28 protein-coding genes and 3 pseudogenes are annotated in these 25142 nt (G+C 43.7%); 17 read left to right on the top strand and 14 right to left on the bottom strand.

Annotated features, from left to right (window positions below; translation table 11 throughout):
* Positions 1-42 precede the first annotated feature (42 nt).
* The 6 genes from NPUN_RS10065 (at position 43) to NPUN_RS10040 (ending at position 5105) form a co-directional block, all read left to right on the top strand.
* On the top strand, positions 43-939 hold the full coding sequence (locus NPUN_RS10065; protein WP_234710955.1) for a transposase: 897 nt from the start codon (positions 43-45) through the stop codon (positions 937-939).
* A gap of 179 nt (positions 940-1118) precedes the next feature.
* On the top strand, positions 1119-2030 hold the full coding sequence (locus tag NPUN_RS10060) for an SDR family NAD(P)-dependent oxidoreductase (protein ID WP_012408644.1): 912 nt from the start codon (positions 1119-1121) through the stop codon (positions 2028-2030).
* 36 nt (positions 2031-2066) lie between these two features.
* Positions 2067-2582: an SgcJ/EcaC family oxidoreductase gene (locus NPUN_RS10055; protein ID WP_012408643.1), complete on the top strand. Its 516-nt coding sequence runs from the start codon at positions 2067-2069 to the stop codon at positions 2580-2582.
* A gap of 176 nt (positions 2583-2758) precedes the next feature.
* Entirely contained in the window at positions 2759-3508 is a 750-nt protein-coding gene (locus NPUN_RS10050; protein ID WP_012408642.1) for a glucose 1-dehydrogenase, read from the top strand.
* A 19-nt stretch (positions 3509-3527) separates the two neighbouring features.
* Complete coding sequence (locus NPUN_RS10045; protein WP_012408641.1) at positions 3528-4178, top strand: MOSC domain-containing protein; 651 nt, start codon at positions 3528-3530, stop codon at positions 4176-4178.
* A gap of 57 nt (positions 4179-4235) precedes the next feature.
* The gene (locus NPUN_RS10040; protein WP_012408640.1) at positions 4236-5105 is read left to right on the top strand and encodes an alpha/beta fold hydrolase; all 870 of its coding nucleotides are present in this window, start codon (positions 4236-4238) and stop codon (positions 5103-5105) included.
* Here the strand turns inward: NPUN_RS10040 and NPUN_RS40535 are convergent.
* Positions 5101-5193 (bottom strand): annotated as a pseudogene (locus NPUN_RS40535) (IS5/IS1182 family transposase); the annotation flags it as partial. The gene NPUN_RS10040 and the pseudogene NPUN_RS40535 overlap by 5 nt on opposite strands.
* 254 nt (positions 5194-5447) lie before the next feature.
* Between NPUN_RS40535 and NPUN_RS10035 the strand changes: the two are divergent.
* Positions 5448-5849 (top strand): hypothetical protein, encoded by a 402-nt coding sequence (locus NPUN_RS10035; protein ID WP_041565308.1) that lies wholly within the window; start codon positions 5448-5450, stop codon positions 5847-5849.
* Positions 5850-6018: 169 nt separating this feature from the next.
* The gene (locus NPUN_RS10030; protein ID WP_202947533.1) at positions 6019-6369 is read left to right on the top strand and encodes a DUF6130 family protein; all 351 of its coding nucleotides are present in this window, start codon (positions 6019-6021) and stop codon (positions 6367-6369) included.
* A gap of 3 nt (positions 6370-6372) precedes the next feature.
* On the opposite strand, the pseudogene NPUN_RS10025 reads toward NPUN_RS10030, so the two are convergent.
* Positions 6373-7747: pseudogene (locus NPUN_RS10025) on the bottom strand (IS110 family RNA-guided transposase).
* 550 nt (positions 7748-8297) lie between these two features.
* Here NPUN_RS10025 and NPUN_RS10020 point away from each other — a divergent pair.
* The 5 genes from NPUN_RS10020 to NPUN_RS10010 all read left to right on the top strand — a co-directional run bounded on the left by NPUN_RS10020 (position 8298) and on the right by NPUN_RS10010 (position 11841).
* The gene (locus NPUN_RS10020; RefSeq protein ID WP_012408639.1) at positions 8298-8879 is read left to right on the top strand and encodes a nuclear transport factor 2 family protein; all 582 of its coding nucleotides are present in this window, start codon (positions 8298-8300) and stop codon (positions 8877-8879) included.
* Between the two features lie 52 nt (positions 8880-8931).
* Positions 8932-9084, top strand: a complete 153-nt coding sequence (locus NPUN_RS41700; RefSeq protein ID WP_167315597.1) for a hypothetical protein — start codon at positions 8932-8934, stop codon at positions 9082-9084.
* The gene (locus NPUN_RS44705) at positions 9036-9179 is read left to right on the top strand and encodes a DUF302 domain-containing protein (RefSeq protein ID WP_419788435.1); all 144 of its coding nucleotides are present in this window, start codon (positions 9036-9038) and stop codon (positions 9177-9179) included. Before NPUN_RS41700 ends, NPUN_RS44705 begins: the two co-directional genes overlap by 49 nt.
* Before the next feature lie 217 nt (positions 9180-9396).
* The gene (locus NPUN_RS10015) at positions 9397-10815 is read left to right on the top strand and encodes a mercuric reductase (RefSeq protein ID WP_012408638.1); all 1419 of its coding nucleotides are present in this window, start codon (positions 9397-9399) and stop codon (positions 10813-10815) included.
* 72 nt (positions 10816-10887) lie between these two features.
* On the top strand, positions 10888-11841 hold the full coding sequence (locus NPUN_RS10010) for an L-lactate dehydrogenase (protein WP_012408637.1): 954 nt from the start codon (positions 10888-10890) through the stop codon (positions 11839-11841).
* Between the two features lie 240 nt (positions 11842-12081).
* On the opposite strand, the gene NPUN_RS10005 is transcribed toward NPUN_RS10010, so the two are convergent.
* Entirely contained in the window at positions 12082-12468 is a 387-nt protein-coding gene (locus NPUN_RS10005; RefSeq protein ID WP_012408636.1) for an SLAC1 family transporter, read from the bottom strand.
* Between the two features lie 86 nt (positions 12469-12554).
* Positions 12555-12848, bottom strand: a complete 294-nt coding sequence (locus NPUN_RS10000; protein ID WP_012408635.1) for a VOC family protein — start codon at positions 12846-12848, stop codon at positions 12555-12557.
* Between the two features lie 246 nt (positions 12849-13094).
* Here NPUN_RS10000 and NPUN_RS09995 point away from each other — a divergent pair, with 246 nt between their 5' ends.
* The gene (locus NPUN_RS09995; RefSeq protein ID WP_012408634.1) at positions 13095-13286 is read left to right on the top strand and encodes a hypothetical protein; all 192 of its coding nucleotides are present in this window, start codon (positions 13095-13097) and stop codon (positions 13284-13286) included.
* 134 nt (positions 13287-13420) lie between these two features.
* Here NPUN_RS09995 and NPUN_RS09990 read toward each other — a convergent pair whose 3' ends face one another.
* Together NPUN_RS09990 and NPUN_RS09985 are read right to left on the bottom strand one after the other, a co-directional pair.
* Positions 13421-14224 (bottom strand): SDR family NAD(P)-dependent oxidoreductase, encoded by an 804-nt coding sequence (locus NPUN_RS09990; protein WP_012408633.1) that lies wholly within the window; start codon positions 14222-14224, stop codon positions 13421-13423.
* Positions 14225-14382: 158 nt separating this feature from the next.
* Positions 14383-15072 (bottom strand): alpha/beta fold hydrolase, encoded by a 690-nt coding sequence (locus NPUN_RS09985; RefSeq protein ID WP_012408632.1) that lies wholly within the window; start codon positions 15070-15072, stop codon positions 14383-14385.
* Between the two features lie 253 nt (positions 15073-15325).
* Between NPUN_RS09985 and NPUN_RS09980 the strand changes: the two genes are divergently transcribed.
* The gene (locus tag NPUN_RS09980) at positions 15326-15808 is read left to right on the top strand and encodes a hypothetical protein (RefSeq protein ID WP_012408631.1); all 483 of its coding nucleotides are present in this window, start codon (positions 15326-15328) and stop codon (positions 15806-15808) included.
* A gap of 97 nt (positions 15809-15905) precedes the next feature.
* Positions 15906-16223, top strand: a complete 318-nt coding sequence (locus tag NPUN_RS09975; protein WP_012408630.1) for a hypothetical protein — start codon at positions 15906-15908, stop codon at positions 16221-16223.
* Between the two features lie 41 nt (positions 16224-16264).
* On the opposite strand, the gene NPUN_RS43085 is transcribed toward NPUN_RS09975, so the two are convergent.
* From NPUN_RS43085 to NPUN_RS43070, 7 genes and pseudogenes are all read right to left on the bottom strand, one after another.
* Positions 16265-16660, bottom strand: a complete 396-nt coding sequence (locus NPUN_RS43085; protein WP_336884921.1) for a transposase family protein — start codon at positions 16658-16660, stop codon at positions 16265-16267.
* Positions 16627-17160, bottom strand: coding sequence for a helix-turn-helix domain-containing protein (locus tag NPUN_RS43080; protein WP_234711034.1), 534 nt, complete (start codon positions 17158-17160; stop codon positions 16627-16629). Before NPUN_RS43080 ends, NPUN_RS43085 begins: the two co-directional genes overlap by 34 nt.
* A 48-nt stretch (positions 17161-17208) precedes the next feature.
* Positions 17209-20082, bottom strand: a pseudogene (locus NPUN_RS09965) (AAA family ATPase); the annotation flags it as partial.
* Positions 20083-20149: 67 nt separating this feature from the next.
* Positions 20150-20413, bottom strand: coding sequence for a hypothetical protein (locus NPUN_RS42500; RefSeq protein WP_193372262.1), 264 nt, complete (start codon positions 20411-20413; stop codon positions 20150-20152).
* Entirely contained in the window at positions 20403-20663 is a 261-nt protein-coding gene (locus NPUN_RS42495) for a hypothetical protein (protein WP_193372261.1), read from the bottom strand. The genes NPUN_RS42500 and NPUN_RS42495 overlap by 11 nt, the downstream gene beginning before the upstream one ends.
* A gap of 594 nt (positions 20664-21257) precedes the next feature.
* The gene (locus NPUN_RS43075) at positions 21258-21938 is read right to left on the bottom strand and encodes a hypothetical protein (protein WP_234711067.1); all 681 of its coding nucleotides are present in this window, start codon (positions 21936-21938) and stop codon (positions 21258-21260) included.
* A 144-nt stretch (positions 21939-22082) separates the two neighbouring features.
* Positions 22083-22238 (bottom strand): hypothetical protein, encoded by a 156-nt coding sequence (locus tag NPUN_RS43070; RefSeq protein WP_234711066.1) that lies wholly within the window; start codon positions 22236-22238, stop codon positions 22083-22085.
* Between the two features lie 262 nt (positions 22239-22500).
* On the opposite strand from NPUN_RS43070, the gene NPUN_RS09950 reads away from it, so the two are divergent.
* The gene (locus NPUN_RS09950; RefSeq protein WP_012408628.1) at positions 22501-23490 is read left to right on the top strand and encodes an adenosine kinase; all 990 of its coding nucleotides are present in this window, start codon (positions 22501-22503) and stop codon (positions 23488-23490) included.
* A 389-nt stretch (positions 23491-23879) separates the two neighbouring features.
* Here the strand turns inward: NPUN_RS09950 and NPUN_RS09945 are convergent, their stop codons facing one another.
* Positions 23880-24635 (bottom strand): TspO/MBR family protein, encoded by a 756-nt coding sequence (locus tag NPUN_RS09945; protein ID WP_012408627.1) that lies wholly within the window; start codon positions 24633-24635, stop codon positions 23880-23882.
* Between the last annotated feature and the right edge of the window lie 507 nt (positions 24636-25142).

The raw sequence follows: 25142 nt of genomic DNA, 5'->3' as shown, positions 1-25142 counted from the left end.
TGTCGGGAAATAAGAGAGAATAGACAGCAGTGGTAGGGAAGAATGATGCTGAATATTGAAGGTGCGCTGAAGCAAGACCGACTGTTGAGGGCATTAACTGGGTTGAACCGGAAAGCATTTGATGCCCTTTTGCCCACGTTTACCACGATGTACCTAGATACTCAACAGGCCAAGCCTCGTCAACGTGGCCTGGGTGGAGGACGCAAAGCCCGCTTACTTACAGCCCAAGACAAATTGTTTTTCATCCTTTTCTATTTCAAATGTTATCCGACCTTTGATGTGGCGGGACTGCTCTTTGATATGCATCGCTCCCAGGCACATGAGTGGATGCATCGATTGCAGCCAATATTAGAAGCGGCTTTGGGACAGAAGATGGCGCTGCCGGAACGCCATCTCGAAAGCATTGAAGCATTTTTGTCACGCTTTCCAGGAGTGCAACGAGTGATGATTGATGGGACAGAACGCCCAATTGCGCGACCTCAAGAAAGAGAACAACAACAACAGAATTACTCCGGTAAAAAGAAACGTCATACGCGTAAACACTTGGCGGCAGTTGATGAAACCAAACGGGTCTTGATCTTAAGCAAAGCACGAGAAGGCAAACTGCATGACAAACGTTTTCATGACGAAGATGACATTGCAGGTAGTGTGCCTGATGAAATTCCGATTGAAGTAGACTCGGGCTTTCAGGGATTACAGAAGCAGTATGACAATCTCCATCTTCCTCACAAAAAGCCCAAAGGGGGCAAGTTAAGTGACCTTCAAAAAACGGAGAATCGTCAATTGAGTCAATCCCGTGTAGTTTGCGAAAATGCCTTTGCTGGTGTGAAGCGCTACAACGCCGCCAGTGTCATTTATCGTAATCGGATTGAAAACTTTGATGACCATTTGATGCTGACCGCAGCAGGATTATGGAACTTCTACTTGATGGCTGCTTAAGAGAATCCCAATTACAAGACCAGCATTGCCTCACTTATCTTTTATTTCCCGACAACTCTATTAAAACAAGTTGCACTCGACAAACTCTTCTCGTTAAGCACAAAGTACAAAATCCAGCCAACTCAACTTATCTAGAAGTCAGCGATCGCTCCTAACATCTATAAAGAAAGGAACACGCAATGGCACGAATTACCACACCATTTGGACGGCACTCTACCGCCTCTGAGGTAGCACAGGGAATCGATCTCTCTGGCAAACGGGCGATCGTCACGGGAGCAGCATCGGGTATCGGTGTAGAAACGGCGCGGGCGTTGGCTCACGCTGGAGCCGAAGTTACGTTGGCTGTGCATAACGTCGATGCTGGGGCAAAGACGGCGGCTGACATCACTGCTATCACTGGGAATCAAAATATTCACGTCGCCAAACTTGACCTGACCGACCGAGGAGCGATCGCTAAATTCATTGCCGCGTGGAATGAACCACTACATATCCTCGTCAACAACGCAGGGGTAATGGCATTGCCTGAACAGCACACACCCGAAGGTTGGGAGATGCAGTTTGCCACCAACCACCTCGGACACTTCGCTCTAACACTCGGACTCCACGATGCTCTGGCGGCGGACGGTGCTGCGCGCATCGTGTCTGTCAGTTCTAGCGCCCACATGCTCTCGCCGATTGTATTCGATGATATCCACTTCGCGTTCCGTCCCTATGATCCGTGGTTGGCATACGGGCAGTCCAAAACAGCGAACGTACTCTTCGCTGTCGCTGGTACTGGGCGCTGGTTCAGGGATGGCATTACTGCCAATGCTTTGATGCCTGGGGCGATCGCCACCAATCTCCAACGCCACGTTGGTGGTATCCAGACCCCGGCAGAATTGCAAAAAACACCAGAGCAGGGTGCTGCCACTTCAATTCTGCTGGCAACCTCCCCCTTAGTGGAAGGCATTGGTGGTCGCTACTTCGAGGACTGCAACGAAGCTACGATCGTTACCCAGCAAACCAAAGACTACAGTGGTGTTGCTCCCTACGCCCTCAACACGAACAACGCCGATCGCCTTTGGGAGGAATCGTTGCGTCTGCTCGCTTGAGAACTGGTCTATCACTTAAAAGGAAAACTCAAAACTATGAATTTACAAACAGATCAAACCACCACTACTGCTGACGAGTCGGCAATCCGTGCTTTTCATCGCCAGATGATTGATGCTTGGAATCGAGGTAGCGGCGAAGGCTTCGCTGCCCCATTCAGCGAAACTGCTGATTTCATCACGTTCGAGGGCACACATCTCAAGGGTCGAAAAGAAATCGCTGCATTTCATCAGCAAGCGTTCGATACAGTTGTCAAAGGAACACGCTTGGAGGGTGAGGTGGATTTTGTCCGCTTCGTGAACTCGCAACTCGCGCTCATGCTTGTAGTTATCAGGGTAATACTGCCCGGACAAACCGAAACTTCAGCGTCACGAGATTCGCTGCCGCTATACGTCGTAACAAAAGGCGACGAAGGTTGGCAGATCGAAGGGTTACTCAATACCCGGAAGTTAACGCTAGAACGTCAATTCTTCTTAGACGACTTTGACTCACTGAGCGCAGAGGCTCAACGTCAAGTGACTGACCTCGTTGCAAGTCTTAAGCAGAGTCATTAAGCAGATCGATCAAAGGAGATGTAAGAAATGGTACTAAGTTAAGATACAGCCCTTGCCCCAACTGGTTCCAAGAATGAATGAAGGGTTAAATCTGCTATTCTCAAAGTTGTGATGCAACAGAACCGATAACACTTCAATGGTTCATACAAATCCAGAATCCCCATCAGATTAACATAATGAAAAAACTAGAAGGAAAAATCGCCCTTGTCACGGGTGGCAACAGTGGTATCGGTCTTGCCACAGCTAAACAGTTTGTTGCTGAAGGTTCCTATGTCTACATCACGGGTCGTCGCCAAGTCGAACTGGATGCTGCTGTAGAAGCCATTGGTAAAAATGTTACGGCTGTACAGAGCGATGTTTCTAATCTGGCAGACCTCGATCGTCTGTTTGCCACTATTAAGCAAGAGCAAGGACACCTCGATATCATCTTCGCTAATGCTGGAGGTGGACAAATTGCCCCACTTGGAGCAATCACTGAGGAACACTTTGACAAAACATTCAACGTAAACGTCAAAGGTTTGCTGTTCACCGTACAAAAGGCGCTGCCACTCTTACCAGAGGGCGCTTCTATTATCCTGAATGCTTCGATTACTTCTATAAAAGGTACGCCAGCTTTCAGTGTTTACAGCGCCACCAAAGCCGCCGTGAGATCGTTTGCTCGGAATTGGATACTCGACCTCAGAGAACGCAAGATCCGAGTGAATGCCATTAGCCCTGGTGTGGTTCCGACTCCTGGTTACGATTATTTGGGACTAAATGACCAGCAGTTGCAAGAATTCGTGGACAGCCAAGCCAGCGCCATTCCACTGGGACGAGTCGGCACACCCGATGAGATTGCCAAAGCCGTTGTCTTTCTTGCTTCAGATGACAGTAGCTTCGTGAACGGCATTGAGTTGTTTGTTGATGGCGGTATGGCACAGATTTGAAGTCCAAAAGGAGTTAAAGATGAAGCTTATCTCTGTTAATGTCGGACTGCCGCGTGAAGTGACTTGGAAAGGAAAACCCGTCCGCACTGGAATTTTCAAAGAGCCAGTTAATGCGAGAGTGATGGTGCGTGAACTCAATTTAGATGGCGATGCACAGGCTGATCTAACGGTTCATGGTGGTTTAGACAAAGCAGTTTATGTCTATCCTTTTGAGCATTACGATTACTGGCGAGATGAATTGCCTGACACAGAGTTCACACTTGGTATCTTTGGTGAAAATTTCACAGTTACAGGATTTCAAGAAGAGGAAATTAACATTGGCGATCGCTTCAAAATCGGCAGTGCTGAACTAATGGTGACTCAACCGCGCTTACCCTGCTACAAACTAGGGATTCGCTTTGAGCGATCGGATATGGTGAAACGATTTCTCGCCAGTCGTCGCACCGGATTTTACTTTCGGGTTTTGCAAGAGGGCGAAGTTGGAGTCGGAGACACTTTAGAGTTGATGAGTCGAGATACCAACAATATTACTGTTGCTGATATCACTCAGCTTTATGTGCGTGAGCGAAACAATCCAGAGTTACTGCATCGTGCTGCTCAACTTGAAGCCTTGCCTGAAAGCTGGCGGGACTACTTTCAGGAGCAGATCCGTCGTCAGGATGTGAGATAGATCGACCTGTCGTAAAACGCCATCATGTCACTTTTATCGCTTACAAGGAGTAATCCCATGACTACATATCGCACAGTTTCGATCGATGGTTTAGACATTTTCTATCGTGAAGCTGGTTCTCGTAATAATCCGACGATTCTGCTATTGCACGGCTTTCCAACTTCCTCTCACATGTTCCGCAATCTCATACCTGCCCTCGCTGATAAATTCCATCTCGTTGCACCTGATTATCCTGGCTACGGCAACAGTTCAATGCCAACTGTAAATGAATTTGATTACACGTTTGATAATTTGGCTGAGATTGTAGAAAAATTCATTGCTGCGATCGCTCTCAAAAAGTACAGCCTTTATGTGATGGATTATGGTGCACCCATTGGCTATCGAATTGCCGCTAAATATCCAGAGCGCGTGCAATCTCTAATTGTTCAAAATGGCAATGCTTACGAGGAAGGTCTACGCGAATTTTGGGAGCCGATTAAGGCATACTGGCAAGAGCGATCGCCTGAGAATGCTGAAAAGCTCAAATATCTTGTCACCCTGGAAGCGACGAAGTGGCAATATACCAACGGTGTTCGCAATCTAGAAGCGATCAGCCCCGATACTTGGACTATGGATCAACATTTCCTCGATCGCCCAGGAAACGATGAGATTCAGCTGGCGCTGCTGTATAGCTATGGTACTAATCCACTATTATATCCCCAATGGCAAGAGTATTTCCGCAACTATCAACCTCCGACCCTGATTGTTTGGGGCAAGAACGACTACATCTTTCCTGCTGACGGTGCTTATCCCTACCAGCGTGACTTGAAAGACGTTGAGTTCCATCTACTCGATACCGGACATTTTGCCCTGGAAGAGGATGGGGATGCGATCGCAAACTATATCGATCAATTTCTCACATCACGACTGCAATCCATCCCTGTCTAACTAAACGGCGAAACTGAGCCGTCCATGCAAAACTGCGCTCTACTACCCAACGACGTGGTAGCAACACGAACCCTTTTCTAGCTTCTGGCAGTTGTTCATAACACGCTCTAGCGAATCCAAACCCACGAACAAAAACCTACTAAGCTGTTACGCAAATAAGATTGCATATCAACTGGTGAGGTTGTTCTTTGTCAGTTGTCCTTTGTCCTTAACACTAATGACTGATGACTAATCACGCTCTACACGGAAAATAGTGCAATATGTAGGCGCGTTAGCTTAACAGCTTAATTGTCTGCTATTCCGATTCTTCCATCCATCGCGACGAGATATGAAGAGATCAACATGACAACAAGCAATTCCGATTTTACTGCCTGCGAGGCACTACGCCTGCTCGGTTCCGATCCCGAAAACTGGGTGCCCGATCGCCCTGGCATCGATCGCAATTTCACTATAATAGGTGGCAGCGGCAGTGGTAGCACCTTTGCATTTGCGCTACGGCGTGCTGGGATTGGTCGCGTGACGGCGATCGATGCAGCCGATGACGAGGCTCATGCAGGCGTGTGGCTGACGCGAGCGCGGATGGAAAAGCTCCGCACGCCGAAAAATGTGCCTGGTCCAGAACTAGGCATCCCAGAATTATCCTTTCAAGCCTGGTATGAAGCGCGGCACGGTGCAGAAGCCTACGCAGTGATCGATCGCATTGGGCGAGTGACATGGACTGAGTACCGAATGGCACTAAGTTAAGACACAGCCCTTGCCGTGACTGGAACAAGCCTCCAGACTGGGAACGAGGTGAAACAAGACTTTCGGCTTATCTGAGTGCCATTTGATCGTAATACAAACTACTCTCAGGTAATTACCTGCTATGAACAGCCACACACCGAGCGCTAGGGACATTATCGGATCATCACCGTTGATTGCGATTGAAAACGAAGCACCACCCAAGCTGATTGTCGATCCACCGCTTCCCGAACCGCTAGCACAGGGTCGCGTCTTCATCCAGTACCGGACGGAGAATTTGCGTGTGTTGCCAGTGTTTGGCAAAGGTGCCCTCGAAGTATCGCCGCGCATCGGTCATATCCACATCACCGTTGACGACGCGCCGTGGCACTTTGTAGATTCCAGTGGGGAAACGATCATCTTGGTCGGACTAGAACCTGGCGTACACAAGGTGCTGATCGAACTAGCTGACCCCACGCACAAAGTAATCACTAGCGAAACTGTAGAGTTCACGCTGCCCTCTTTCAAGAAACACTTGACGTAAAGCTTATATAGAAAGGGTTTGATAAAATGAAGCTTCCTCCTTATCTTGGGATTTGGGGACAAGTTGAAGACCAAAAGCTTGCGCTTTCTTCTGGAGATTTTTGAGGATCAAATCCTGGTATTTTTGCTCATAGTATTCCATACCAGGATCAGAATATCGTCCAGCAGTTGTCCAAATTTGGTAGAACAAACGAGCCAGGTTGTGTGCAGTAGCAGTTATTGCTTTGGGTGCGCCCAAGCGAGAACGTAACCGACGATAAAATGCACCTAGAGCAGAACGGCTGTGAGTCAGAGAAAAAGCCGTTATGCGAAAAGCATTTGCAGCACGATTGACAACAGTACGAGTTTGAGAGCTTTTGACCTTACCGCCAGTCACTTTTTGACCAGGACATAAACCCAACCAAGAGGTGAAGTGTTTAACGCTGGGAAAACGTTTCGGGTTTAATCCCACCTCAGATAAAATAGTCTGAACAGTTAAAGCATCAAGACCATCAATCAGTGTAAAATCTACTCCTGCCATCCGAAAAAGATATTTATGCAAATCAAAATCGGGGTGATTTGCAGTCGGTTTTTTTCTGCATTTTCTTCCTGTTGTTGGCGGTTCATCTAAAGTTTTAGGTTCATGCATATGCTAAACATTTTTCAATTTCAGCGTCAACAGCAATAATCTGTTGTTGATAAATCTCATACAGTGTTAATTCTTGCTGGAGGACAAATAAATGTTCACGACGGTAATCACCAGTTAAAGATGCAGCAATATCTGCTGTGCTGCTTTTAATATGTGGGTCTTTGAGGGATGCTAAAACTTGTGGGTCTTGTTCACCAGCAACGATTGCTTTTATAATCTTCATTCCGGTCAAACCAGTCACATCGCTGATGACTTTGTGGAGATGTAAATTCATCTGGATGAGTGCCTTTTGCATCCGTTGTATATGGGCACTAGCACTCTTGATTAAGGTATCTCGTTGACGAATATAACTGCGTAGCACACAAACTTGGTCTTCTGGGCGAAAAGAACCAGACAGTAGTCCATATGTATGTAACTTTTGTAACCACTGGCAATCTAACACATCTGTTTTGCGCCCAGGGACTGTTTTAACGTGATGAGCATTGACTAATTTGACCTCAAAACCCTTGGCTTCTAATACCTGAAACACTGGAATCCAATAAACTCCTGTGGCTTCCATTGCCACGGTATTTATTCGGCATTCCTTTAACCAATCGGCCATTGCAATTAAATCAGGGGTAAAACACCCAAATCGGCGAACATTTTTATCTGCCCTATCAGGAGGGACACAAACCCAATGTTCTCCACTACCAAGGTCTATTCCGGCTGCGTTCTGGTTAATTTCTTCTAAAGTGGATGAAGGTTTTACCACAGGTACAGGCTGGTTCTTCTCTTGATTTGCTGGCAATTTCATTGCTGCAACCCTGTTGTAGTTATTATGGATAGTCCTGACGAAAGGGATGTACTCATAGATAATCTTTCAAACGGGATAGGAAACTTTATCCTTCACCAATGTCATAGGCATAATGCCCCAGAACCATGCTCCTAATCAGGCTCAACACACTATTGTGGGTTCGGTTTTAACTGTCAGGATAATTATTAATATACCTGTTGATTAGTCGCCTCAAAATAGTTTCTTTCATTCATAGCGGGTGGCAGTGCCGCCTGTGCGGTTGCTCCTAAGAAATCATCATGAAAAAACTAGAGGGAAAAATTGCAGTTGTGACGGGGGCATCTGGGGAAACGCTGCACATCGCGAGTGGTAGTCATTGATCTGTATTAAACTGCTTTTGAGGTAATTCGGTCGGCACGCACTTACAGCAGAATTCAGAATCCAGAAGTAAAACAGGGTTCATACCTGGCTTTGGGACTTAGTTTGTGTACTCCACCAACTTTAAATCTGCTGTAATTTTAATCCAACCATGCTGAGACGTTGGCGTACCACTCCGTGGAAGCAAGCTACGCAAAGCGTCTTCAAGAGTTGCCTCTCGGAACGAGAATCGCGATTTTACCGCTTACATACTATGAACAACCCTGAAAATTCTCGACTACCCCTGCCGCCTTTTGATAATGAATCCGCTATCCAAAAAGTCCGAATTGCAGAGGATGCTTGGAACACACATAACCCTGAACTAGTATCACTCGCTTACACGTCGGATAGCATTTGGCGCAACCGCTCAGAATTTCTATCTGGTCGTGAGGCGATCGCACAATTCTTGACACGTAAGTGGCTTAAAGAATTGGACTACCGTCTGATAAAAGAGCTTTGGGCTTTTCAAGACAACCGCATTGCTGTCCGATTTGCTTACGAATGGCATGATGATTCCGGCAACTGGTTTCGCTCTTACGGCAATGAGAATTGGGAGTTTGACGAACATGGATTCATGCGATGGCGTATTGCCAGTATCAACGACCTGCCAATTCACCAAAGCGAACGCAAATACCACTGGATACTAGGTCGTCGTCCTGACGATCACCCCGGATTGTCAGACCTCAATCTTTGAAAAGCCCAACGGCCATATCACCCAGTTTTTATCCTACAAGAAGTCCACTGCTATGAATGCGAACAACGGCATCATTAGCCAGCTCAGTCAATATTCAGTGCCTGTAACCATTGATCGATTAGAAGCCATTCTTGAAGTAAAAGGCATCACCATTTCATTTTTGCCCGCATCGATCAACAGGCTGAAGCCGAAAAAGTCGGACTAAGCCTGTGTCCTACACAGCTGTTCCTGTTTGGCAACCCGAAAGCCAGAACTTCTCTCATGATGGTACGTTGGATAACCCCCAGTCTGGAACTTTAGAGGTGTATAAAAACAACCGGATCTTGATGAAGCAAGCTTGTAGAAAAAGTTGAATCCTAAGCACGGGTGTTATGCACTTTTTGGAAAATCAGCTAGGGCAAGCATCTTGAGTTACGCTCGCCAAATACGTTATCGCTAAAACCCCTTAGTCAGCCAGTTTTTCTAAAATTCATAACAACTTCTAGAAATCGTATTCACCCGATCAAACCCAAAGGATATGGAAGTGGACACTCAACATTATGATGATATTATTATCGGCGGCGGCAAGGCGGGTAAAACACTGGCACCAGCGCTGGTTGCTGACGGACGTAAAACCGCTCTAGTTGAACGCAGCTTAAACATGATTGGTGGCGGGTGCATTAATATTGCCTGCATTCCTACTAAAACTATGGTGGCGAGTGCTAATGTAGCAAACACAGTGCGAAACAGTGCCGCTTATGGTGTTAAAGCTAATACACCCATCGTTGATCTAGCAGAAGTGATCCAACGAAAACGAGCGGTTGTGCAATCTGCGCGTGAAATGAACTTGCACAATCTAGAAACGGCTCTAGATAAAAACTTGATTATTGGCGAAGCAAGGTTTGTTGCTCCCAAAACAATTGAAGTAACGACGACTGAGGGGAAAAATCGCTTACTTACCGCCGAACGCTTATTTATTAATACAGGCACACGACCGTTAATTCCATCCATTCCCGGACTCACAGAAGTTGAGTTTTTAACGAGTGAGTCGATTATGGAGCTAGAATACCTGCCTGAACACCTGATCGTTCTCGGTAGTGGCTATATTGGTTTAGAGTTTGCCCAGATGTTTCGGCGCTTTGGCTGTGGCGTTACTGTCATTGGGCAAAGTGAGCAAATCCTGTCACAGCAAGATCCAGATATAGCGATCGCAGTTCAAACACTGCTGGAACGAAACGGTATTGAATTCTTGCTGAAGGCAAAGGTGTTGAGGGTTGTTCGCAAAGCGTCTCCTTTGGAGAATCGCACTGGTAATGAAACCATCCTGCAAATCCAAGTTGGCGATCGTGAAATCACCCTCCAGGGGTCGCATTTGCTCGTCGCTGTTGGTCGTGCGCCCAATACCGATAGCTTAAATTTAGCTGCTGCTGGTGTGGCAACCGATACACGCGGATTTATTCAAGTTAACGATCGCTTAGAGACGAACATTCCGGGAATTTGGGCGTTAGGCGACATCAACGGCGGCCCGCAATACACCCATATATCGCTCGATGATTATCGCATTATCAAAGCTAATTTAATTGATGGGGGCGATCGCAGTACAGGCGATCGCTTAGTGCCATCGTGTCTGTTCATCGCTCCAGAACTGGCTCATGTGGGTTTGACTGAAACTGAAGCACAGCAACAAGGATATGCTATCCGCGTGGCGAAAATCGATGCCTCAGCCGTTCCCAGAGCAAGAACACTCGGTCAAACCGATGGACTTCTGAAGGCGATCATGGATACTGAGACAGGTCGTATTCTAGGGTGTTCTCTGTTGTGTCATGAAGCAGGTGAAGTGATTTCAACAGTGCAGATGGTGATGCAAGCTCAGATGCCCTACACCATTCTGCGCGATGGTATTTTGACTCATCCCACGATGACCGAAGGGTTAAATATATTGTTTTCCAAGTTGTAAGGAGACAGCAATTGCAGACCCAAGGACTTACCAAACGAACGACATTTCACTCTTGAAAAAAGTAGACATAGCATGATTAGTAAAACATCTAAAGTCGGTATTATTGGTGCAGGTAATGTAGGTGCAGACGTTGCAAATGCTTTAGTTTTACTCGGTAGATGTGTAAGGGTTGTCCTTTTTGACCGAACCTTATCAAAAGCTGAAGGGCAAGTATGGGATATCGAAGATAGCATTCCCCTACTTAAAGAGATGGAAATCATACCATCAAATCAGTATGAAGATTTAGCTGATTCAGATATTATTATTATTGTGACTGCTGGGGTGCAGCCAAAACTTGGACAGACCCGATTAGATACATTGAGCGACAATGCAGAGATTATACGTTCGACAATCAAAGAATTGGATCGAGTTGCACCAAATTCAATCGTAATTATCATTAGCAATCCAGTGGATGTACTCACGCGGATTGCTCAGGCTACTTCCACCAGAGCAGAAAATCTAATTTTCGGTTCGGGAACTGTTCTTGATACTGCTAGACTGAGATATCAACTTGGAAAGCAACTGAATGTTGCAAAACAAGACATTCATGCTTATGTGATTGGAGAGCATGGAGACAGTCAATTTGTGGTTTGGTCTAGTGCATTTATTGGGGGAATTCTGTTAACTGAATTTCCCATACCACAAGGAGCAACGCTAGAACAAATTCAGCAAGAGTACGCACAGTTAACTCGTAAACGAGGCTATAACATTTTTGAACGCAAAGGATATACTAGCTATGGCATATCAACAGTAGTTTGTCAGTTAGTTGATACCATTCTGCGAGATGAAAAGCAGATATTTCCAGTATCGACTAGAGCAGATTCTAACTATGGAGTTGGCAGTGAAGTTGTTCTTGGACTTCCATGTATCATTGGCTCAACAGGTATTGAGCGCCAACTGCTGTTATCAAGAAATGCTCTTGAACAACGCTTATTAGAAGAATCAGCCAACAAACTCAATGAAGCCTATAATTTTTTGCATAATTAAATTTCTACAGTAATATCAATTCGAGTTGAGTAAACGAATGATTTAGTGTCATTTTGCTTAGTTGTTGCAGCCATAAGTTCTACTCCCAATAATATGTTCTGGAAAAATGAACGATCGTTAGCTTAGTAATTTGCCCGCAGCAAGAGCCGCACTGTCCCTAGAGCAATACTGCCGATCGCAATATTTGCGCCCATGAATAGCAGTAGTGCCAATTCTTGCATCATTCCAGTCATGCCGCGTTCAACAAGGCGCAAGGATGCCAGCGACAAGGCGGCAATGCCGAGGGTGAATGCCCAGTAGGTAGCTGTAAAGGGTTGTTGAAACAACCACGGTAGCAGCCGCAGTAGAATCAGCCCTTGTAACACGTCCTCCCATCCATAGCTGACCGGAACGATACACGCCAAAGCTTAACTGACCAATTGTACCGACAACAAATAATGTGATGGCGATCGCACGAGAGTAGGGTGCGATCGCTAGCGCCACAAACATCGTAGACACAGGCACTAAGCTGATAAAGCAACACAAAACAGGATGCTCAAATTCAGCTAAGGCATCTGCTCTCGCCCACAGCCATTTACCCACATAAAGCAGCAACAACACGAGCCAGATTGCAATTGTCAGCAACATAATTGCTTCGCTAATCCAGGTAGGCAAGTGCCAATTAAGAATAATTCCGAGTTTTTTTAAATTCAGATACCAATTTCTCGTCTTGCTTATGGCTTTGAGGGCGAGGCACTTTTAGTTTTGCTCCAGTCTACGTCAGTCATTGTTTCTACCTGAAAGCAGAGATGATGCAAACCAGGAGCATAGGGATCGTGTTTTTGTGCTGACCTTGCAGGTCGAATCGTTAACTGAAATTGTGGGCCGAAGTAATGAGCGTGTGGTTCTTCAGAAATAACTTTATCGCCTTTGTATTGTCCGAGTTCTCGCATTACCAAATCGTAGAATGCCTCAGATTGAGAAAAATTAGATACTGACAGGTAAATGTGGTCGATTCTTTTTAGCAAGTTATCCTATTTCAAAGCTTCATTATAATTGGGTTAGTAGGATTTCTGCGTAGGCATAGCCCGGCGCAGGCATCGCTTGTAACTTTACTAGTAGTAATAATAGACAAACGTAAGCCCTCAGCAAAACTTTGACTGTAAATTTTGTTGGCATTTTTCATCTAATATAATTGTTAAATGTAATGTAGATTACCTATGTGAATATGTAAAATTAGGAAATAATGTTAAAACTTCTTCAAGAGGTTAGTTATGACAAAAGAATATATGGAGTCTTTAGAGGCAATTGTTGATCAATTAACATTAGCCGCAGTTCTAGAAATGTTAGAACGAATCAGTCATAAAAAAGCAGAAAATCTCAGAAATCATTGGAAAGATGAGACTTCTGCAAAGCTTTGGGATAAAGCTGCTAGACAGATAGAACAGATAAATATTGATATTTAATTAAAATTTTGGTTGTATTGCAAAGCTGTAGCGTTGCCTTACAGCCCTTCTCAAGACAAGAGGCGCTGTTCGCATTCGGGTATCCTGCGGCAGACGTTAGCGCAGCCATCGCTGTATTAAATAGAAGCTGTGATTTATGGCAGGTTCAACCGCTTGCGGGCACCAAATCGAAACAAGTTATCAGGCAATATTGCTTTCAAGCGAGGCAACCATTGTGCCTCATTACCAACACGATACCGTAATCGTGGGGAACGGCTACAAGCAGCAAAGACAATTGTCTGTGCAACTTTTGTTGGATCATCGCCCTGTGCAATTGCTTGAGTGACAGTTGAGCGAATCACATCACGTACATTGTCGTAATCAGCATAATTGAAGGTAGGTGGTAACATGGCATGGTTGAAGTTAGTTTTAAAGTAACCAGGCTCAATTAAAGACACTTTGATATTGAATGGGTCTAGTTCCACGCTCAGTGCTTCACTATAACCTTCGAGGGCGAATTTACTTGCACTGTAAAAACCTTGACCTGGTGCGCCAATCAATCCCGCGACTGAACTGATATTGATAATATGTCCACTACGCTGCTGTCTCATAACTGGTAAAACGGCGTTAGTGAGGCGGACAACCCCCCAAAAGTTTGTTTCAAAGATTTCCTTGGCTTGTTGTAAAGAAGTTTCTTCCAACATACTGGCATGAATTTGTCCAGCATTATTAATCAGTAAATCAATGCGATTAGTCCGTGTGAGCAACTGTTTAATACATAATTGAACTGAGGAATCAGAGGTAACATCGAGCTTCAACATTTCTACATCACCTGATGCTGGATATGACTTGCGACTGGTACCGAAGACCCAATAACCTACAGCAGCAAGCTTTTTAGCAGTTAACTGCCCAAATCCAGATGATGCTCCTGTAACTAGCACGACCTTTTTATCAGTCATCTGTTTTCCTTTTTAGAATATAAATACCATTTCATATAACTTTTTATAGCTAAAGAAAGATTTGATTTTTGCATCAATTTATCTGTTCTATACTAGCTTAAGTGCAGAACAGCTAAATTATACCTAGCGGAACTTTTAAAATATCCTCTTAAACTAAATTAAAATTTCCCATTATTCAGAAAGTGTAAAATATGTTGAGATGTGATTTTTGGCTGTTCAGTTTGAGGGGTATGACCAAAATTCCTCAGCAATATTAGTTGAGGGTTGACAATAGATTGCTGAAATTTTTCTGCATCTTCAGATGGCGGCAGATCATCAGTTTCTCCCCATAAAATGAGTGTTGGTTTGTCAACTTGGGCAATTCTATTTGCTAATTCACTATAACCACCAGATTTTACATAAGAAATCATGGCATCATTCCAACTAGGCATTTCTTGGTGTAACATGGCGCATTGAATAGCCAAAAGTATTTTGGCATCTAGATTAGGTAAGATACTACATAAATTTAATGCCAAGATGTGGCGTTGACGTAGATATTCCACAGCCAAGAAGTCAAAAGGAGGAAACAAGTATTTGCTAAAGGGGGGAGAATTAGTGTAACCTAAACTATTAATCAATATTAGTGATTTTACAACTTGAGGGTAAGTAAGAGTAAAATCAATTGCAGTTGCAGCTCCCATTGATGCACCTACTAGTGTTATCAGTCTGTTGATTAAAGTTTTCCAAAAATCGTAAAGGTGAATTTTGATTGTAGTTGGACTGTAATTTATTTCTTTTTGCCTTTGTGTAAAGCCAAAACCTAACAAATCTACTGCCCATGTTTCATTTTGAGTAGCAAGTAATGGCAACAGAAGACGGAACTCTAGGATGGAACTATCAGAGAAATAGCCCAGAAGAATAGTTATACTTGATACAAATCACCAAGTATTAAGCGCTTTTGTAATAGCAAGAGCGCTATTTTATTGCCAATTTCACACTTCATTATTAGAACTAAAGGCTGCGCCAAGGCACTGTGAAGTGCTATCTACAATCTTTATCATGTCTCAATAAACATCGGATTTACTTGCCTGTTTGATGCGTCAAGAATAACTACTCAAACAGTTGGTTGCTTCAATCAATAAACCGAAGTTGGGGCTACACAATGAAGCTGGCAGTTGCAAAATCTACCGTCAGCACGGAGGACTGTGGTACACACTAAATGGTGAAACAAGTGATGTCCCTCAAACTGCCTTAACTGGATATCTTAAAGAACTACGGTTTGAGAATATAGAACGCCGCAAAAAAGAAACCTGCAAGTTGCTGATAACTATTCAAGCAGACCGGACGTATATCTTAGAATCCGGTTATGATACTCGCTTTTCTAAAAGCTTGTTAACCGCGATCGCAACTCTTACTCCAGAACAACTATATTCTCCGATTACATTACAGCCTACTCCAGGGACAACCGATGAAAGCGTGTTGTTCTGTCGGGTGTGGGTTGGGTCGGAATTAGTAATGGCATCCTACAACGATCAAACAGAGTGGCGAGAGGTCAGTAAACAGGCTTTAGCTGTAACAAAAGCTGCGAATGAGATGGATTTTTAACTCGTTGTAAACAGAGTTTGGACAACTGTAATTAGAAGTTGCTTAAGCCTTGTCTACAGCTTGCTGTGCTGTGTACTCATTACTACCAATCACAAAAATGACTACAGCAATCGTTCATCCTGGTATCGAAAACTTACAGCAGTTTTCTGACTCGTTCGACATTGAAAAACTTTTGCAATCTGACTGGGTTCTACCGTGGCTCTTAGCAAATGCCTGGAACTACGACGATGAATCGAGCTTGATTGCAAATATTGTTGATGAGTCTACAAGTATTGATGAAGTTTGGGACTCCAAAGAGTTTGACCTCGTTAAAGTTACTAATTCCGAAGTTGGTTTGCGGGGTATCAAGGTATTTAAGAAGTTGGATGAAGCTGCTGCCCAATTGAGGCAATACATAAGAGTTGTCGGGAAATAAAAGATAAGTGAGGCAATGCTGGTCTTGTAATTGGGATTCTCTTAAGCAGCCATCAAGTAGAAGTTCCATAATCCTGCTGCGGTCAGCATCAAATGGTCATCAAAGTTTTCAATCCGATTACGATAAATGACACTGGCGGCGTTGTAGCGCTTCACACCAGCAAAGGCATTTTCGCAAACTACACGGGATTGACTCAATTGACGATTCTCCGTTTTTTGAAGGTCACTTAACTTGCCCCCTTTGGGCTTTTTGTGAGGAAGATGGAGATTGTCATACTGCTTCTGTAATCCCTGAAAGCCCGAGTCTACTTCAATCGGAATTTCATCAGGCACACTACCTGCAATGTCATCTTCGTCATGAAAACGTTTGTCATGCAGTTTGCCTTCTCGTGCTTTGCTTAAGATCAAGACCCGTTTGGTTTCATCAACTGCCGCCAAGTGTTTACGCGTATGACGTTTCTTTTTACCGGAGTAATTCTGTTGTTGTTGTCTCTTTCTTGAGGTCGCGCAATTGGGCGTTCTGTCCCATCAATCATCACTCGTTGCACTCCTGGAAAGCGTGACAAAAATGCTTCAATGCTTTCGAGATGGCGTTCCGGCAGCGCCATCTTCTGTCCCAAAGCCGCTTCTAATATTGGCTGCAATCGATGCATCCACTCATGTGCCTGGGAGCGATGCATATCAAAGAGCAGTCCCGCCACATCGAAGGTCGGATAACATTTGAAATAGAAAAGGATGAAAAACAATTTGTCTTGGGCTGTAAGTAAGCGGGCTTTGCGTCCTCCACCCAGGCCACGTTGACGAGGCTTGGCCTGTTGAGTATCTAGGTACATCGTGGTAAACGTGGGCAAAAGGGCATCAAATGCTTTCCGGTTCAACCCAGTTAATGCCCTCAACAGTCGGTCTTGCTTCAGCGCACCTTCAATATTCAGCATCATTCTTCCCTACCACTGCTGTCTATTCTCTCTTATTTCCCGACAAGTCTCATATTGAATCGATAACTTGACTTGCTCACACGCCATCAGCCAAAACAGTGCAGGTGCAGCCTGAAAGGCAGGAGAAGCGATATTTGAAATAATCCGCATGGCTGCCAATCTACTGGCATCTGTCATTAAAGGTAAATGCACCAAATCTTGAATATTCCTTCCTTGCAGAACTTCTGTTGTTTCTGAAAGTGCTTGTTGAATCTGGAATTCTGTAGGTGATTCTGGTAGGTTCAGCCCTAGTTTTGCCAACACTTGCAACCCAACTTTAATCGCGTCTAACTTACGAGTTTGTGCCACATAGGTTTTGATTGTGACCTCATGAACTTTCACTTCATCTAAAATGGTTATGGCTGCTTGCAAAACAATAGCAACCCATTGCTCCATCGCTAGAAAATCACCAGATAGATAAGCAGTTTCTGCGGCTTCTTCATGGAGAACCAAACTGAGGTCATACTGATGTTGCCAACTATCGGTTGCGAGTAACTCGATGCCTGCGATCGCATACTTCAAAGCTGCACTATAGGCAGTTGCCGCTTTGGCTTTTTGGGCTGCCATTAAGTTGAGCCTGGCGATGCTGTTTCGTTCCTGCCCAAAGACGACGAGATCGACCCCTAAATTGAGATGATCGACAATTGCAAACAGCCGCTCTGATAACTCCTATGGCAACGTTTTTTCGAGTAAATTGCGACCGATTTGAAGATGAACCACCTGTTTGTGCGACTCATCGATTAGGGCATAAGCAGCTTGCTGGACGCGATCGTGTAAGAACTTATACTCTTGAATTAACAAGTTTTCATCTAATTCAGATAGTGCTTGAATTAATCCAACTTGTATGGCTGCTAGTAAATCTTGAAAAACTGTTTCAGGTGGTTTATCACAAACAATCGCTAACGTATTTAAATTAAATTCAGCACCGACGCAAGCAGCTAATCGGAGAATTTGCTGTGTGTTTTCTGGTAATTTATTTAACTGGATCAGTAGCAACTCCACCACATTATCGGTAATATCCTGGGCTTGAATATCAGCTATGTTCCATTGCCAGCATAAGTGTTCAGCATCAAATGTCAGCAGATTTTCGCTATACAGCATTCTCAAAAATTCATTGACAAAGAACGGATTGCCCTCAGTTTTACGCAAAACTAACTCAGCTAAGGGACGAACGATGTCTGCATTCCGATGCAGCGTCTCGGCAATCAACTTATTCAACGGCTCAAGCGTTAAGGGTGTTAGGGTAATTTCCTGAAGTACTGCCCCTTGTTTTCGCAGTCTCTCTAGCATTAATGCTAATGGATGCGTTGGCTTCACTTCATTATCTCGATAAGCTCCAATCAAAAATAGTGATTGGGCTTGCTCATCCAGCAGCATCAACTCAATTAAATTCAGCGTTGCTGAGTCTATCCATTGCAAATCATCTAAGAATATCACCAGGGGATGTTTTTTTGAACAAAACACCCGCACAAATTGCCCAAAAATCCGGTGAAAGCGATTTTGAGCTTCAGTTGCTCCAACGGACGGTACAGGCGGCTGCTTGCCAATAATCAATTCAACTTCCGGGATCACATCAATGATGATTTGTCCGTTGCTTCCCAGAGCCGTTAGCAGGCGCGCTTGCCACTGTTGCACATACTCGTCTGGCTCACTAAGTAATTGCTGTATCAATTTTTGCAGGACAACCGCGATCGCACTGTAGGGAATATTGCGCTGAAATTGATCGAATTTACCAGAGATAAAATAGCCACGCTTTTGGGTAATTGGTTTATGGATTTCCTGCACTAACGCAGATTTACCAATGCCAGCATAGCCAGATACCAACATCATTTCAACTTGGAATTTTGAGTTGCCCGTTTGTTCCCTTTGTGAAGTTGTTTCTGAATTGTTTGGTAACGCAGCAACAGGATTTGACTCTGGACATGCTACGCGAACAAACGCCGCCAGTAACATTGCAACTTCCTTATCCCGTCCATACAGTTTTTGGGGAATTTGAAAGCGATCGCAAACGTCTTGAAGCGCCAGTTGAATGCTAGAGATTTGACCGATTTCTTCTAATTGTTCAGCACAGATTTCTAAATCCGCTTTGATGCCCCAGGCACTTTGATAGCGATTTTCAGCATTTTTCGCCATCAGTTTGAGAATGATATCTGAAACTGGCTTGGGAATCGTTGTATTTATTTCATGAGGCGGAACAGTCTGTTTGGCAATATGACAATGGACTAGTTCCAACATATCCGTTGTGGGAAATGGTAGTTGTCCGGTGAGCAGTTCGTAAAATGTCACGCCCAGCGAGTAGAAATCAGTCCGGTAATCGAGCAAACGGTTCATCCGCCCTGTTTGCTCTGGAGATAGGTATGCGAGTGTCCCTTCTAAAACATGAGGACTTTTGAAGGTTGGATTTGTGCGATTAAATTGGGTGGCAATTCCAAAGTCAATAATTTTGATAACGCCAGTATCTAGATTGAGAACTATGTTTCCAGGGTTGATATCATTATGAATGACATTGGCTGCATGGATTCTGCCTAAAATGTCGCAAATAGCGATCGCAAGACCTAGAAAAGTGAATAAAGGCATGGGGCAGAAGATATCTGGGCGCTTGTGCATCCATTGCTCTAAGGACTCTCCCCCAAAATCTTCTAAGATAATCGCCAGAGTGCGTTGATAGTCCTGCTGGCTGTATGCCTTGACAACCCCTTCCAAGTTAAGGGAACAGGTAATTTTATATTCCTGTCTGTAGCGGGTCAGTTCTTGAGGTGAGGGATAATCTTGCTTGAGTATTTTTACGATGATGCCTACTCCATCGTCTTTGATGCCCCGATAAACTAGAGAATTAGAACTTTCATATATCTTGTCTTGGATGGCAATACCAGGTAGAGCAATCATAGAGCAACTCTTGAGAGGATAATCTGGCATACCTCAAACTATACAGTAATTCTCATTCTGAAAATAATTACTTGCTATTTGCTCGCATCGAAAATAATTTTTGGCAGACTTCGCCGATTTGGTAGGTGTTTGGGACTTTCGTCCTTTCCATGATGCGCTGCACCACATCTTTGACGATTCTACCAGTTGGCACTTTCCCGCCAGCAAGTTCTACTGCCTGTTGCCATACCTCCCACTGTTCTTGAGGTTCTAGCTTTGTAATGGGTCGGACTTGCCCTTCACTAGTGGGTAAAATTTGTGATCCATTTGTTGTTAAATCTTCAGGCGGCAAATTTTGACAACAACAAATTTTGACAACAAATTGTTGTCAAATTCTCGTAGACATCAGCTGCTGCAATCAGATAATTTGACTTCTGGCGACTATGACCAAAGCGATCGCGGCAATAATCTTTAAACGTGCGGTGACTTGAACGGTAAAGTCGGCGATCGCGTAATTCTGCCAACGCTTTCCCAGCCTCAAAAAACGCCCGTTCCACCTTCCGTTCTAGATGCAGGCGATCGCGCTCTTCTTCCTTTGTCAATTCTGGAATTTCGACAGCAGTAACCGTAATTGTTGCTGAACCTGGATCTACTTGCTGGAAAATATCCTCGTTTACAGAGTTGGCTGCTGAAGTTGAATCGGTAGATACGGGATGAATGGCTTTTTTGCGTCTAGAAGGTGGACTATTCTAGAACTTACGCATTGACAGAAAACCGGCTATGTGCATTCAAGCCCACCTTTTGTTTAAGGTGTTCTAGGATGAAGTCACGAGCGACCTGAAGTTAGTAATTGCTCTGATTGTCCGAACCCTAAACACAGCCAAGTAAATTATCTGTTTTTAACGCCTCTGGTAACTAGTGATCGCTGTTTTTTTTATGCATTCTCCTTATGCACTTTTTGTCTTGCTTGTCAATATGTAAGTTCTAGACTCATTGTTTTTGCCAACTTTGTCCCGGAATCGTCTGACTGTACGCCCAATCTCTGCATTTAGCCAAAACTGCGATGGCGCGAGGGCCCGCGGCGATCGCACAAGAACAGTAAAAGCCGACTCAAGCAGATCGTTGAGTTTGCAGACTCCGATTTCGAGGGTAGGATCACCCCAGTAGAAATTCACCACAGCCGTAATAACTCCCGTTTATCCCACCAACGCCCCATCCACAATCGCAACCCCCCACTGGGGAAACTTTGCCAATAGTTTCTTAATGACAATCTGCAAGGCAGGGTCATCCTCCCAACACTCTTGCAAAAAGTCAAAACCCGGATTCTGCCCCGAATTCGCCGCAAGTTTGAGTTTCTCCATACGTTCTGGTCGCAGATTAGACCTCGCTACAATCGCCTCATGTGACCACTTTTCAGGATTTGGCAAGGGCGCATCGGAACTTTCACCCTCATGAAAGTCTTTCACTTGTTCACCAGTGGCTTGATTTTCTCTTGACAACGAAGCGGGTTGATTCAATTCTACTTGCTCCTCCACTTGACTTGAAGAAAATTCATTTTGGGCGACGGGCGCGGCGGAACAAGTGCCTTCATGAACTGGTTTGATTTCTACACCCGAAACTGAATTTTCAACCAACAACGTAGCAGAATAACCTTGTTCTACTTGCTCTTGCGTTTGTTCGGCGATCGCTGAACTTGAAGAAAATTCATTTTGAGCAACGGGCGCGGCGGAACAAGTACCTTCATGAGGAAATGCCACTTCAACACCACAATCCTGATTTTCAGCCAACAACGAAGCGGGATTACTTTGTACAGCATCTACAAGCGCTAGCGCCGTGCAGTCCATTGCCACAGGCAAGTCTTTCTCTTTCTCTGACAAGCTTTCAACAGTCTGAGGCGACGCGCCCCCCAAGGCGCGTGAGCCGTCTCCTCCTCATGCGAAATCCGTGTAAGCGTGTCAGAGACACAGCTAACGAACTCTTCAAAAGAGTTCGTTAGCTGTTCCTGAGTAGTTCCTGAGATTTCACAGAACCGTCGCTCTGACTGACTTTGACCTGAAATAGATGCTTCGTAACAAAGCACGCATTTTTTCACAGCCAGCATCTTTCTCTGAAATCTCAGCATTTGGTTCTTGTTTTTTAGCATCTGGTTGCTGATTTTCAGAATTGTTTTTCTCCAAAATTCCTTTATCCGGCTACCATGCAAATTCTTCACCATCCAGGTAACGGTTTCTCGGCTATCCTGTATCGACAAGTCATGCTTGAAAATGAATAACCCGCTTTCGGAGAGAATTTTCTTCGCAGAAATAAAAGTACTGTAGCCTAAAGACCATGAAGAAATGTGGATCTACGAAATTTTCGACAAGCAACTCTTAGGGAGTTGCCTATCTGTTATTATCAGTTCTGTTCAAGTCAGATAGAAATTATTCTTGGAGATAAACAATGGGCAAGAAATATGATGTTTATGGTGTAGGTAATGCCTTAGTAGATATAGAATACGAAGTATCTCCAGAGTTACTACAAGAGCTAAAGATTGACAAAGGTGTAATGACACTGCTAGATGAAGACAGTCAAAATCATATTTTGGAAAATCTCAAAAATCTTCATTGCCATAAGAGTTGTGGAGGTTCAGCAGCGAACACAATGGTGGCAATTAGTCAATTAGGAGGAAAAGCTTTTTATTCATGTAAAGTGGCTAATGATGAATTTGGAGACTTTTACATCGAAGATTTACTCAACTCTCAGGTAGATACCAACTTAAAAAATGGCGACCGTCAATCAGGAATTACAGGCAAATGTTTGGTGTTAGTAACTCCTGATGCAGATCGCACCATGAATACATTTTTGGGAATTACTGAAAAATTTTCTACACAAGAACTAGTATCATCAGCGCTTGCTGATTCAGAATACATATATATAGAAGGGTATTTAGTGACTTCTCCCACAGCAAAAGAAGCAGCTATAAAGGCTAGAGAAATAGCTGAAAAAGCAGGTGTAAAAACCGCCATGTCCTTATCTGATTACAACATGGTGAAATTTTTTAAAGATGGGTTATTAGATATCATTGGGCCTGGTTTAGATTTGATTTTTGCTAATGAAAGTGAAGCATTAGAACTAGCAGATACACAAGATTTTCAAGTAGCTGTAGACAAACTAAAAACCTTGAGTAAGAAATTTGCCATTACTCGCGGTTCCAAGGGTTCAGTAGTATTTGACGGTCAGGAATTAATCGAAATCGCTGCACCTCAAGTAAAAGCTATAGATACAGTAGGAGCAGGAGATATGTATGCAGGAGCTTTTCTCTATGGAATTACCCAAAGTATGAGCTATGAAGAAGCCGGAAAATTAGCATCGACCGCAGCTTCTAAGATTGTTACATCCTATGGGCCAAGATTAAAAACTGAGGAATTAAAGGCATTAGTTAGTGCTTAGAGGGTGTTTGAAAAGTTTTAAGGGGTCAAATTTTCTGCCAGTAGTATAAGCGTTCGCAACCAGCTAGGGAATTGCATTCACCGGATCTAAAGCTTATGTAAGGTTGAGTGGGTAGGTGAATACCCAATGTGTGAAGAGATACGGCAAGTAATTAACAATGGTAAATACTTTTACCTTCACTTCTAAAAAAACTTTAGAACTAGTTATAAGCGAGGGAGTATTCACAACGGTAGAAGAGTGCTATTTTCATTTAATTAAGTCTCAAATTTAAGAGTTTACAAAACGGTAGAGAGATTAAGAATCTACCGTTTTTTATATATGTTGAATGTGGTACTCAAAAGTCAAGTGATATTTTTCCTTGCTTTCTTGTCTTGGTGAATTTTGGGTATTTATTTCTCCACAGGCGTTAATTTTAAAGGATACAATGGCTCCGAGCCATTTAATTGCCAAATTCTAAATACCAATACAGCAGCGACAGTTAACCATACACAAGAAAATGATAAAGTCATTCCCGCTACAGGATTAGTTTGCCAATAAATAACCGTCACCACTACAGCAGATAACCAAGGGCCTAAAATAACTACAGGGACAGCAGCGCCTAATCTCCGTTCTACAGTAAAAATTGTATTCCAAGTATCCCCTAAAGCCAGATGCACCACAAACAAAATTAAAGGCAGCACTAAAAATTGGTGATTCATCTGCTGCCAAACCAATACAGAATAAATTACCCGTAAAACGGCGATTACCATCCAAACTATGGGAAATACTAAAGGTGGAGGAGACCATCTTGGTCTGATTACCTGATCGTAAGTCTGACGAGAACGAGTATTATCTAAAAGAGAAAAAAATCGGGAACGGATACTTAATACAGCAAAAAGTAATCCAGTAAATAAAGTGCTAAACCAACTAGGAAAAGAAGAATTATTATCAATCAGTATTACTAATTTTTCCATGACCAGCAACACGAAAATCATGACTACGATTTGTAGAAGAGTTCCTAGCGTATAAACTAAAACTACTCTGATATCTAGTTCTTGTATCGTAGCTATTGATGTATTTGGATACCGTTGTTGATTGCCAGTTTTTACCCTCATCACTGTATTGATAAACTTTTCAATTATTCCTAGATTATTGAATTCATTCATAGTTAAGACATTGTGCGTAGTTTGTAACTATTAATCAGTCATTATACGATAGTCTAACGGTTACAAATAATTTTTTTCAAAGCGTAAATAAAAATAAATGGTGGCGAAAAAGGTGGATTCACGAGAGACTGTTAGGCTTACCAAGTGGCTTGTTAGAATTTGATGGGAATTGCTGATTATTTGGGAGATGTATTAAGCGTGTGGTTTTAGTCATAAGGCTCAGTTGAGTGCGAGATATTCAAGCTTGTGCGAAGCGCATTGCTAGCCATTGGGGTAAGCTTTTCGCAAGGAAGAAGTTCAAATATCTCTAGAAGCTTGCACTTATGTTTAGAAAATACACTTAGAAGCACAATTGACTATATGCGGTGGTTGCAAGAGAATAAAAGGCAAATTTTTCCGAACCGATTTTGATTCGAGCCTTACAACAACAGTGGAAACCAAAGGCATGACGTGATGAGTAGCTTGAACTCCCCATGTGAGAGTTACCGGGGCAAAGGTGGTGGAATG

This window comes from Nostoc punctiforme PCC 73102, from assembly GCF_000020025.1.
Lineage (GTDB): Bacteria > Cyanobacteriota > Cyanobacteriia > Cyanobacteriales > Nostocaceae > Nostoc > Nostoc punctiforme.
Note: the sequence above shows the minus strand (reverse complement) of the source record. Positions and strands in the feature narration are given on the sequence as shown.